This window comes from Arthrobacter sorbitolis, assembly GCF_054510995.1.
The window spans coordinates 1-11,532 of the sequence record NZ_JBTNDM010000002.1 but is presented as its reverse complement, the minus strand read 5'-3'; the positions used below and the strand labels follow the sequence as shown (position 1 = coordinate 11,532).

The following is an 11,532-nucleotide window of genomic DNA, read 5'->3' as shown; positions in this document are numbered from 1 at the left end:
ATGGCCGATGACCCGCACGCCGACACCGACACGCACGCCGACGCCAGGGCAGACGGTTCAGCGGTGTTCGTGGCGGTCGACATCGGGGCCTCCTCGGGCCGCGTGATCGTCGGGAAGCTGACGGACGCCGGCCCGCGCCTCACGACCGTGCACCGTTTCCCCAACGGCGCGCAGTTCCTGGGAGGTGCCCTGCGGTGGGATGTCGAGGCCCTGTTCGACGAGGTGCTGGTGGGCCTCCGCCTGGCCGCGGAGGCCGCGGCCGGGACGGGCGATACGGTCGCGAGCATCGGGATCGACACGTGGGCGGTGGACTACGGACTGGTCGACGACGCCGGCGTGCTCCGCCACCTCCCCTTCAGCTACCGGGACGGGCGCACGGCGGCCGTGATCGACGTCGTGCACCGGGCCGTGCCGCCGGAACGGCTCTACGCGCGGACCGGGCTCCAGTTCCTGCCGTTCAACACGCTGTACCAGCTGGCCGCGGAGCGGTCGCTGGACGGTGTGCAGGCGCTGCTCATCCCCGACCTGCTGGCCTACCGGCTCACCGGCGAGCGCCGCACGGAGTCCACGAACGCCTCCACGACGGGACTGCTCGACGCCGCCACCGGCACCTGGGCCGCCGACCTCCTCGACCCGCTCGGCCTGGCCCCCGACCTGTTCCCGCCGCTCATCGAGGCGGGCGAGACGATCGGGACGCTGTCCTCGGCCGTCGCGGCCAGGACCGGGCTTCCGTCGGCGACCCGGGTCGTGGCCGTCGGATCCCACGACACCGCTTCGGCCGTCGCCGCCGTCCCCGCGACGTCGGGCTCGTTCGCCTACATCTCGTCGGGGACGTGGTCCCTCGTGGGCGTCGAACTCGACGCGCCCCTCCTCACCGAGGAGAGCCGCGCCGCGAACTTCACCAACGAGCGTGGCGTCGACGGGACCATCCGCTACCTCCGCAACACGGGCGGTCTGTGGCTGCTGCAGGAGTGCCTGCGGGAATGGAGTGTCGAGGGGCCGGAGCCGGATCTCGCCGCGCTGCTGGCCGCCGCCGCGGCCCTGCCGGTCGGCGGGCCGACGGTCAATCCGGACGACGCCTCCTTCATCGCGCCCGACAACATGCCCCGTCGCCTCGTGGAGGCCGTGGCGCGCACCGGCCTCGTCCTTCCCGGCCGGCCGGCGGCGATCGTCCGCTGCATCCTCGACAGCCTGGCGGACGGCTATGCCCGGACTATCGCCGACGCCGAGAGGCTCACCGGGACGAGAGCCGACGTCATCCACATCGTCGGGGGCGGCTCGCAGAACGCGCTGCTCTGCCGGCTGACGGCCGACGCCGCCGGCAGGAATGTGCTGGCGGGCCCGGTCGAGGCCACGGCGCTCGGGAACATCCTCGTCCAGGCGCGGGCAGGTGGCCGGCTCGACGGCGGACTGCCGGAGCTCCGGCACGTCGTCGTGGCAGGGGTCACGCCGGTACTCTACGAACCCAGCCGCGATCCCGGCACTGTTCCTACCGTTGAAAGGATCACCCAGTGACCAAGCGCCAACTCCCCGTTCCCGCGGAGATGCTCGAGCTGATGCAGTTCAAGAAGATCGAGCTCAACGGCAAGAAGCGGCGCCTGGCTGCCGCGCTCACGATCGCCGATCTGCGCACGATCGCCAAGCGCCGTACGCCCAAGGCCGCCTTCGACTACACCGACGGCGCCGCCGAGGGTGAGCTGTCCCTGAACCGTGCCCGCCAGGCGTTCGAGGACATCGAGTTCCACCCCTCGATCCTCCGTCCCGCCGAGCACGTCGACACCTCCGTCGAGATCCTCGGCGGACCCAGCGCGCTGCCCTTCGGCATCGCCCCGACCGGTTTCACCCGCCTCATGCAGACGGAGGGGGAGACGGCCGGCGCGGGCGCAGCGGCCGCCGCCGGGATCCCCTTCACCCTCTCGACCCTCGGCACGACGTCCATCGAGGGCGTGAAGGCGGCGAACCCGACCGGGCGCAACTGGTTCCAGCTGTATGTGATGCGGCAACGGGAGATCTCGTACGAGCTCGCCCGCCGGGCAGGTGAGGCCGGCTTCGACACCCTCATGTTCACCGTCGACACCCCCGTCGCCGGCGCCCGGCTGCGGGACAGGCGCAACGGGTTCTCCATCCCGCCGCAGCTGTCCATCGGCACCATCCTCAACGCGGTCCCGCGGCCCTGGTGGTGGGTCGACTTCCTGACCACCCCGAAGCTGGAGTTCGCGTCCCTGACCGATACCGGTGGGACGGTGGGAGACCTGCTGAACGCCGCGATGGACCCCACGATCGGCTACGACGACCTCGCCGTCATCCGCGACCTGTGGCCCGGGAAGATCGTCATCAAGGGCGTGCAGAACGTCGAGGACTCCGTCCGCCTCGTGAACCTGGGCGTCGACGGGATCATCCTGTCCAACCACGGCGGCCGCCAGCTCGACCGCGCCCCCATCCCCTTCCACCTCCTCCCCCGGGTCGTCCGCGAGGTCGGCAGCGACGCCACGATCATGGTCGATACCGGCATCATGAACGGAGCGGACATCGTCGCCTCCATGGCCCTGGGCGCGAAGTTCACGCTCATCGGCCGGGCCTACCTCTACGGGCTCATGGCCGGCGGGCGCGACGGCGTGGACCGGGCCATCGCCATCCTCCGGGACGAGATCGAGAGGACCATGCGCCTGCTCGGCGTCTCCTCCCTCGACGAACTCGAGCCCAGGCACGTCACCCAGCTCACCCGCCTCACGCCGGTCGTCCCGGCGCAGAACGAAGCGTCGGCACGCTTCTGACGCACCGGCTGCCCGGTGGCAGGATCCCTTGCTCCTGCCCCCTGACGTCGCGGACCGCCGATGGGTACTATGCCGTGAGGGACCGTCCGTCAACAGGTGTTGACTGATGGTGCGTTGTCGGCTTAGGAGGGAGATCGCGGTGGCGGCTGGATGGGTCGGGGATGCGGACCTCGTGAGTACCGTGGATCGCGGGTTCCGATCATCGACCGCAGCGGTGGCTGTGGTGACGCCGGACCGCGAGATGACGGCGATGGTGGGCTCCAACCCTTCCTCCACCTTCGAGATCGGGTCGATCTCGAAGGCGCTCACCGGCATGGTCTACCGGGATGCGGTGGAGCGCGGCCTCGTCTCGCAGACGACCGCTCTCCGCGAACTGCTTCCGCCGGTCGGCAGCGGGAGGGTCGCATCCGTGGACCTGGGCTCCCTGGCCACCCACCGCTCCGGGCTCCCGAGCCTGCCCCCGGGGATGCACCCGCTCCGGCGAACCCTCGGGTTCTGGGTCCGCGGCGAGAACCCCTACGGCGATTCGCTCGCCGATCTCCTGGTGCAGACACGCGACGTGCGCCTCGGCGCTCCCAGACCGCGGTACTCGAATCTCGGCTTCCAGTTGCTCGGGCATGCCGTGGCGGCAGCGGCCGGCAGGAGCTACGGACAGCTCCTGGAGGACGTCCTGGGGCCCGGGTTCCCGGCTCCCGCCCGGATGGAGGACCTCGGCCCCGCGGACCTCACGGGATCCGATCGCTTCGGACGCCGCATGCACCCCTGGGTCGGTGAGGCCCTCGCTCCCGCGGGAGGGGTCCGCGCGACCATCGGCACCATGCGCGGCTTCCTCCGTTCGGTCCTCGACGGGACGGTCCGGGGCGTCTCGGCGCTCGATCCTGTCACGGACTTCGGTCCCCGGGTCGGGATCGGCGCCGGGTGGATCACCCTCGAGCGCAATGGCCGGGGGATGACCTGGCACAACGGCAGTACCGGAGGCTTCAGCAGCTGGATCGGGGTCGACCGGGGCGCCGGCACCGGGGTCGTCGTGCTCAGCGCGGTCCACCGGTCCGTCGACAGGCACGGCTTCCAGCTCCTGCGGCGGTTCTCCGCACCCGATCAGGCAGCGCCGGGCCCGTGAAGGGTACTGGTCGACGCGGGGGCGCGGGCAGGAAAGTGCGGCGAAAACCGCCCTGGCTCGACATCGGCTCGATGGTCGGCAGCCTCTACTTCCCGGCCGTCGCGACGTCGCGACGACACCTGCTCACCCTTCGCGTCTCGAGGAACCAGAACCAGCAGAAGAGGAGGATCTCGTACCACTCCAGCACCAGGACGACGTGCTGACGGAAGAACAGCGACCCGAGGCCGAGCACGCAACCCGCGCCGACGGACATCAGGCCGACGATGATCCTGTAGCCATGCCGGAAGTCAGAATCCGCGCGCTGCACGGAGCGTTCCGGGTCCGCTTGCGCCGCCCGCTCGGGCCACCCGTGACCGGCCACCACGACCAGCAACGAGGCGATCATGAGGATCGCCGCGATGTCGTGCACTTCGACCTGGAACGGACCCAGGACGATTCCGGGCAGCGAGACACGGTCCGCAGGGCCGAGGAACCACAGCTGCCAGGACGTCAGGACGACGAACCCGAGGACGACCACGGCCGTGCAGATGACCGTTCGCCGGCTCCACCCGCCACGGTCGAGAAGGTCGAGGGTACGGCGGGACTGTTGCACCTCGTTCCACACCAGCCAGGCACACAGCAGGGCGACGGCGGTCAGGGCGATCCGCAGGGACCAGCCGTACTCCTCGGCGGTGAACGCCGGCTGGGCGTTCTCGAGCGCAGCCGGCAGCTCTCCCGTGAGGGTGCTCCCGGTCCTCACGGTCGCCAACGCCGCTTCACGGTCGCGCAGGTCGCCCATGATGGTGCCGAGCCCGTCCGGTACCAGTGCCACGAAGACGGCGAAGAAGCCGGCCGCGTTCAGCGCGAAGTCCTCGAGCGCGAACCAGCCGCGGTACGCCACCATGCAGGCGGCGGTGGCGACGACCACCCCGACGAAGACGTCCCGGACCGGGCCGCCGTAGTAGGCGCTGATGGAGCCTTCGAGGCTCCCGGTCCTCCACGCGTAGAGGACGGTGACCGTGAACAGGAGTGCGGGAAGCCCGATCATCATCCAGCGCAGGACGTCGTAGGTGATCCGTGTGCCCTCGCCGTCGTGCCGGGTCACACCGACCGTGGCGTTCACCCCGGTGGAGGGAACGTCACCCTGCGCCGGATGTGCCATGCCCGCATCCTGCTCCCGCCGCTCATCGGCGTCAAGAGAGCACATCACCCCACGGGGCGTCCGACCACCCGGCGCGACGGTCGGGCCGACGGGACGGTCCCGCGCCCTCCTCCCAGGAGCCTCGGGCAGCGCCTGCGACCTGGGCTTCACCATCGGCGAACGACCCTCCTTGCGCAGCGTGCCGACGGCTACTGGCGAAGCTCCGGCTGACGTCGCGGATGTTCCGACCAGGGCCGGCCTGCGGCCCGCACGCAGCATCCGCGCGCAGGCCGGCTTCGACCGTGCTGCCCTGCACGACCTCGTCGAGTGTCAGCTGGAATGCGTCGCCAGGAACGAGTACACCTCGGTCTCGTCGACGCCGGGGAACGCACCGGGCGGCATCGCGGCCAGAAGGTGCGAGTGGGCCCGGGCGCTCGGCCAGGCGTGTCCCGCCCATTCCCGCGCGAGGTCCGACGGCGGTTGTCGGCAGCATGACTCATCCGGACAGGTCGACTTCTCCCGGATGTCCGTATCGCGTCCGCGGAACCACTTCACCTGTGCGTAGGGCACCCCGATACTCAGCGAGAACTCGCCGCCTGCTGCCCGCTCCGTGCGTGCGGTGCACCAGTAGGTCCCGCTCGGCGTGTCCGTGTACTGGTTGTATGCCCGGAACTTGTCCTGCACGTCGAACACCACCCGCGAGGTCCACCGCCGGCACGAGGGCTGCCCCTCGATCGCTCCCGTGTGGTCCTGCGGGAAGGTGACGCCGTCGTTCTCGTAGGCCTTGTAGATGATCCCGCTCTTGTGGGTTTTCTGGAAGTGCGTCCTGATCTCGAGGTGCTCGGTGGCGAGGTTGGTGAAGCGGTGCGCCGCCGTCTCGTACGACACGGCGAAGTTGTCGCGGATGTCCTCCACGGCGATCTCCTTCGAGACCTTCGCCCGCCTGAGGAATTCGACGGCCGGACGTTCCGGCAGCAGGAGGGCCGCGGCGAAGTAGTTCGTCGCGACGCGCTGTCGCAGGAACTCCCCGTAGTTGTCCGGCGTGCGGTGCCCGAGGACATAGTGGCCGAGCGCCTGCAGCAGAACCGAGCGGGGGTCGTGGTCCGTCCGCTCCGATTGCGTCAGGTAGATGCGGCGGTTCTTCAGGTCGGTGACCGAGCGTGTGGAGTGCGGGAGGTCGCCCACGTGGTGCAGCGTGAACCCGAGATGGGCGGCGATGTCCGCGATCAGGTGCTGCGACACAGGCCCCGCGGCGTACCCGACCGCATCGAGCACGGTCTGTGCCTCCGCCTCGATCTCCGGGAAGTAGTTGTTCCTCTCCCGCATGATCGCGCGCAGTTCCGCGTTGGCCCGGCGCGCCTCCTCGGGCGTGGCGACCTGTTCGTTGAGACGTCGCTCCAGTTCGGCCTGCAGCCCGACGAGGGACTCCAGCACCTCCAGCGGCAGTCGTGAGGAGATGCGCACCTTCGGCAACCCCAGTGACTCGTAGAGCGGGCCGCGCTGTGCGCGTTCCAGTTCGATCTCCAACGCGGCCCGACGTGAGGGCGGGCCTGCGCCCAGCAGCTCGTCGATCGTCACCCCGAGGGCCCCGGCGAGTCCCTGCAGCATCCCGAGCTTCGGTTCACGTCTCCCGTTCTCGAGGAGCGAGAGCTGGGAAGCGGCCGTCCCCACGACAGCACCGAGGTCATCGAGCGTCATCCCCTTCGCCTTCCGGAGGTGACGGACCCGCCGCCCGAGGCTGATGAGGTCCAGCGCGACGCCGTCGGGAGGGGATGCCGCGGGAACGGGCCGGGACCAGGCGGGAGTCGTCATTTCTTGACGATAAGCGAAGAACGTCGTTTCTTTCCAGCCTCGAGGCCTAGGCCGAGGAGGAGATGTGGCGAATCGTGGGTCCTACAGTAATCGGGCGGACGCCCCGCCAGCACCCGAGGAGACCGCAATGACGCAGGAGCCCACCCCTTCGACCCCTTCCAGCCGGGACCGCGACGCGGCCCCGGCCGCCACCGCTCTCGAGCTGGAATGGTCGGCCGACCCGCGCTGGGAAGGCGTCCGGCGCGACTACTCGGCAGCCGACGTCGTCCGCCTCCGTGGAAGCGTGCAGGAGCAACACACACTCGCCCGCCGTGGAGCCGAGAAGCTCTGGCATCAGCTCACCACCGAGGCGGCGACCGGGGGATACACGAATGCACTCGGCGCCCTCACCGGCAACCAGGCCGTGCAGCAGGTCAAGGCCGGCCTTCGAGCCATCTACCTCTCGGGCTGGCAGGTGGCGGCCGACGCGAACAACTCCGGCCACACGTATCCCGATCAGTCGCTGTACCCGGCGAACTCCGTGCCCACCGTCGTCCGGCGGATCAACAACGCGCTGCTGCGGGCCGATCAGATCGAGTGGGCCGAAGGCGCCTCCACCGTCGAGGACTGGCTCGTGCCGATCGTCGCCGACGCCGAGGCAGGTTTCGGTGGACCGCTGAACGCCTATGAGCTCATGAAGGCCATGATCCAGGCAGGAGCGGCCGGCATCCACTGGGAGGACCAGCTCGCGTCCGAGAAGAAGTGCGGGCACCTCGGCGGCAAGGTGCTCATCCCCACGCAGCAGCACGTGCGGACCTTGAACGCGGCCCGGCTCGCCGCTGACGTCGCGGGAACACCGTCGGTCATCGTGGCCCGCACGGACGCCGAGGCGGCCACGCTCATCACGTCGGACGTCGACGAGCGGGACCAGCCCTTCGTCACCGGCGAGCGGACTCCCGAAGGTTTCTACCACGTACGCAACGGCCTCGAGGCATGCATCGCCCGCGGGAGGGCCTACGCACCCTACGCCGACCTCCTCTGGATGGAGACCGGCACCCCGGACCTGGACCTGGCACGGCAGTTCGCCGAGGGCATCAAGTCCGAGTTCCCCGACCAGATGCTCGCCTACAACTGCTCGCCGTCGTTCAACTGGCGCAAGCATCTCGACGACGCCACGATCGCCCGGTTCCAGCGCGAGCTCGGAGCCATGGGCTTCACCTTCCAGTTCATCACCCTCGCCGGCTTCCATGCCCTCAACTACTCCATGTTCGACCTCGCCCACGGCTACGCCCGCAACGGCATGAGCGCCTACGTGGACCTGCAGGACCGCGAGTTCGACGCCGAGTCCCGCGGCTACACCGCGACGAAGCACCAGCGCGAGGTGGGTACCGGCTACTTCGATCAGGTTGCCACGGTCCTCAACCCCACCGGGAGCACCCTCGCCCTCGCAGGGTCCACCGAAGCCCAGCAGTTCCACTAGCCATTCCCCACCGCCCGCCTCGCGGACCGGCAAGAATCCCAGGAGCCTCCCATGCATCACATGTACACCCTGAACGGCATCACCCTCACCGCTTCCCCGGTCCCACGGCAGGACGAGATCCTCACACACGAGGCACTCGATTTCGTCAAAGCCCTCCACCGTGCGACGCACAAGCGGCGGGAGGAACTCCTCCACGACCGCCTCCGTCAGCGGAAAGCCGTCGCGGCGGGCGCCGACCCCCACTTCCTGCCCGGGACGCGGCACATCCGCGAGGATGCCACCTGGCAGGTGGCAGCGCCTGCACCCGGGCTCGAGGACCGCCGCGTCGAGATCACCGGCCCGGTGGACCGCAAGATGACCATCAACGCGCTGAACTCCGGCGCCAAGGTCTGGCTGGCGGACATGGAGGATTCCTCGACGCCGTCGTGGGTGAACGTCATCAACGGCCAACTGAACCTGAAGGACGCCCTGGCGGGCCGGATCGATTTCACCTCTCCCGAGGGCAAGCAGTACCGGGTCCACGAGCCGAAGGACGAACTGCCGACCATCGTCGTGCGACCGAGGGGCCTGCACCTGTCCGAGAAGCACGTACTCATCCAGGAGGTCGCCGTCGCCGGCGGGCTCCTGGATTTCGCCCTCCACTTCTTCCACAACGCGCGCACACTGATCGATCAGGGGCGCGGGCCCTACTTCTACCTGCCCAAGATCGAGAACCACCTCGAGGCGCGGCTCTGGAACGACATCTTCATCCAGGCGCAGCAACTGCTCGGCATCCCGCACGGCACCGTCCGCGCCACGGTGCTGATCGAGACCATCACCGCGGCCTTCGAAATGGAGGAAATCCTGTACGAACTGCGAGACCACGCGGCCGGGCTGAACGCCGGCCGCTGGGACTACATCTTCTCCATCATCAAGAACTTCCGCACCCGCGGACCGCGGTTCGTCCTGCCCGACCGGAACTCGGTCACCATGACAGCACCCTTCATGCGGAGCTACACCGAACAACTCGTCCGTGCCTGTCACCGACGCGGCGCCTATGCCATCGGGGGTATGGCTGCGTTCATCCCGAACCGTCGCGACGAGGAAGCCAACGCGCTCTCCCTCGAGAAGGTCCGCGCGGACAAGGCACGCGAAGCCGCCGACGGCTTCGACGGATCGTGGGTGGCCCACCCGGACCTCGTGCCCGTCGCCATGGGAGTCTTCGACGCGACCCTCGGCGACCGGCCGAACCAGCTCGACCGCCTGCGCGACGACGTCCAGCCGGACGGGAAGAGCCTGCTCGACATCGCCTCGACGCCGGGCTCCATCACCGAGCGCGGCGTCCGCGACAACCTGGAGGTCGGCGTCCGGTACATCGAGTCGTGGCTCCGGGGAAACGGTGCGGCCGCCATCAACAACCTGATGGAGGATGCGGCCACGGCCGAGATCTCGAGGTCCCAGATCTGGCAGTGGATCTACACGAGCGCCATCACGGACGAGGGCGAGGTCATCACGCGGGAGTGGGTCATCGATCTGTTCGACGACGAGTTCGCGGCCCTGGACCGATTCGACGGTGACCGCTTCGACGAGGCACGCGAGGTCCTCGAGGAAGTGGCCCTCGGGAGGGACTTCCCGGCGTTCCTGACCGTCACCGCCTATCTGAAGTACCTGCGCGATGATCAGTCCCTGGTCCTGGCGCAGGTGTGAGACTTCAGTGACCGGCCACAGCCTGGACCCTGACCAGAACGCAGGGTGGCCCGATGATACCGGGGTGCGGGACCGTGAACGTCGACGTGGGAGGGTGACGGCATGAGCAGTTGGCGGATCAGGGATTTCCACTCTGCAGATCTCGATGGCATCCTGCATCTCTGGGAGACACTCAAGGCGAGCAATGTCGAACCTGTCTATGCACTCTCCGAGGTACTCGCATCGTGCACCAAGGACCACGCGGTGGTCGCGGTGCAGAACGAGGAGATCGTTGGCGCGGCTGTCGGGCGGGCTGCTCATGACCAGGGGTGGATCGTCTTCCTGGCGACCCTCCCCGAGCACCGCGGCCGCGGTATCGGTACCTCGCTGCTGGCTTCGGTCGAGAATCGGATGGCGCCGCACGGCCTCGACAAGCTCTCTGCCCTGATGCCGGAATCGGAGACCAGGGTGGAGGCTTTCCTCAGTCGCGGCTTCGCCCTGAAGAAGAACCTCCGCTACTTCGAGCGCACCATCCCCGTCCAGCGCCAGGAACTCCACGCACTGGACCAACTGGGCGGGCGCCTCCTCGCGCGCGATCTATGGGAGAACGTCGCTGGCATGCGCACCGAGAAGGAACTACTGGAACGCCGTCTCGTACTCCCCCTTGCCGAGGCGGATCTGGCCGACGAGTTCGGGGTGGTACCGCCGCGTGCCGTGGTCCTGTTCGGTCCGCCCGGCACGGGCAAGACCACCTTCGCGAAAGCCATTGCTTCCCGACTGGAATGGCCCTTCGTCGAAGTGTTCCCGTCCCGCCTGGCGGCCGACCCACAAGGCTTGGCCGGAGCCCTACGGGAGACGTTCCTGGAGATCGCGGGGCTCGAACACGCCGTCGTCTTCATCGACGAGGTGGAGGAGATCGCATCCCATCGATCCGGGGAGCCGCCGTCGCCCCTCCAGGGCGTCACGAACGAGCTGCTCAAGATCATCCCGGCCTTCCGTGAACAACCCGGGAGGTTGCTGGTCTGCGCCACGAATTTCATACGTTCCCTGGACACGGCGTTTCTCCGGCACGGGCGGTTCGACTACGTCATCCCCATCGGCCTGCCCGACACACAAGCCCGCGAGGCCATCTGGCGGCGCTTCATCCCAGGGTCCGTCGTGGACGCGGTCGATGTGGGGTTGCTCGTCGACCGGACGTCAGGCTTCTCTCCCGCAGATATCGAGTACGCGGCCCGCAGCGCATCCCAGCGGGCCCTCGAGAAGGCCGTCTACGAGACCGGCGGCCCCGCCCCGGGAGGCAAGCTCTCCGTCCGCGAGACGGTCCGGAACGGCCCCTCGACCGAGGATTACCTGGAGGCCATCGGAGAGACACGGACCACGGTCAGCGACGAGGTCCTCGAGGATTTCCTGGAGGACATCGGGACTCTCGGCCGTATCTAGCAGCGGCGCCACTGAAGGGCGTCCGCGGCGTCGAGAGGCTACCCGCACGGACTTCGGTCGCCCGCGGTGACCCTTGGTGGGGGGGGGGGGCGGGGGGGGAAAAAAGGGGGAACGAAACACCCCTGCGGAGTCCGGCATCCCC

8 protein-coding genes are annotated in these 11,532 nt (G+C 68.9%); 6 read left to right on the top strand and 2 right to left on the bottom strand.

Going from position 1 to position 11,532, the window contains the following annotated elements; all coding sequences use genetic code 11:
- The 3 genes from ACX80K_RS04605 (at position 1) to ACX80K_RS04595 (ending at position 3,894) form a co-directional block, all read left to right on the top strand.
- Complete coding sequence (locus tag ACX80K_RS04605) at positions 1-1,515, top strand: rhamnulokinase (protein ID WP_459270698.1); 1,515 nt, start codon at positions 1-3, stop codon at positions 1,513-1,515.
- Positions 1,512-2,774 (top strand): alpha-hydroxy acid oxidase, encoded by a 1,263-nt coding sequence (locus tag ACX80K_RS04600; protein WP_459270697.1) that lies wholly within the window; start codon positions 1,512-1,514, stop codon positions 2,772-2,774. The genes ACX80K_RS04605 and ACX80K_RS04600 overlap by 4 nt, the downstream gene beginning before the upstream one ends.
- A gap of 172 nt (positions 2,775-2,946) precedes the next feature.
- A complete protein-coding gene (locus ACX80K_RS04595) occupies positions 2,947-3,894 on the top strand; it encodes a serine hydrolase domain-containing protein (protein WP_459270696.1) in 948 nt (315 codons plus the stop codon).
- 85 nt (positions 3,895-3,979) lie between these two features.
- On the opposite strand, the gene ACX80K_RS04590 is transcribed toward ACX80K_RS04595, so the two are convergent.
- Both ACX80K_RS04590 and ACX80K_RS04585 read right to left on the bottom strand, forming a co-directional pair.
- The gene (locus tag ACX80K_RS04590; protein ID WP_459270695.1) at positions 3,980-5,035 is read right to left on the bottom strand and encodes a hypothetical protein; all 1,056 of its coding nucleotides are present in this window, start codon (positions 5,033-5,035) and stop codon (positions 3,980-3,982) included.
- Between the two features lie 309 nt (positions 5,036-5,344).
- On the bottom strand, positions 5,345-6,826 hold the full coding sequence (locus ACX80K_RS04585; protein WP_459270694.1) for a helix-turn-helix domain-containing protein: 1,482 nt from the start codon (positions 6,824-6,826) through the stop codon (positions 5,345-5,347).
- A 127-nt stretch (positions 6,827-6,953) separates the two neighbouring features.
- Here ACX80K_RS04585 and aceA point away from each other — a divergent pair, with 127 nt between their 5' ends.
- From aceA to ACX80K_RS04570, 3 genes are all read left to right on the top strand, one after another.
- Positions 6,954-8,285: an isocitrate lyase gene (gene aceA / locus ACX80K_RS04580; RefSeq protein ID WP_459270693.1), complete on the top strand. Its 1,332-nt coding sequence runs from the start codon at positions 6,954-6,956 to the stop codon at positions 8,283-8,285.
- Positions 8,286-8,336: 51 nt separating this feature from the next.
- Complete coding sequence (gene aceB, locus ACX80K_RS04575; RefSeq protein ID WP_459270692.1) at positions 8,337-9,971, top strand: malate synthase A; 1,635 nt, start codon at positions 8,337-8,339, stop codon at positions 9,969-9,971.
- A 102-nt stretch (positions 9,972-10,073) separates the two neighbouring features.
- The gene (locus ACX80K_RS04570) at positions 10,074-11,390 is read left to right on the top strand and encodes an ATP-binding protein (RefSeq protein ID WP_459270691.1); all 1,317 of its coding nucleotides are present in this window, start codon (positions 10,074-10,076) and stop codon (positions 11,388-11,390) included.
- Positions 11,391-11,532 lie beyond the last annotated feature (142 nt).

Bases quoted from the DNA above. Each gene is read 5' to 3' on its own strand.
- ACX80K_RS04605 (WP_459270698.1), top strand. From the start codon at position 1: ATGGCCGATGACCCGCACGCCGACACCGACACGCACGCCGACGCCAGG.
- ACX80K_RS04590 (WP_459270695.1), bottom strand. From the start codon at position 5,035: ATGGCACATCCGGCGCAGGGTGACGTTCCCTCCACCGGGGTGAACGCC.
- ACX80K_RS04585 (WP_459270694.1), bottom strand. From the start codon at position 6,826: ATGACGACTCCCGCCTGGTCCCGGCCCGTTCCCGCGGCATCCCCTCCC.
- aceA (WP_459270693.1), top strand. From the start codon at position 6,954: ATGACGCAGGAGCCCACCCCTTCGACCCCTTCCAGCCGGGACCGCGAC.
- aceB (WP_459270692.1), top strand. From the start codon at position 8,337: ATGCATCACATGTACACCCTGAACGGCATCACCCTCACCGCTTCCCCG.
- ACX80K_RS04570 (WP_459270691.1), top strand. From the start codon at position 10,074: ATGAGCAGTTGGCGGATCAGGGATTTCCACTCTGCAGATCTCGATGGC.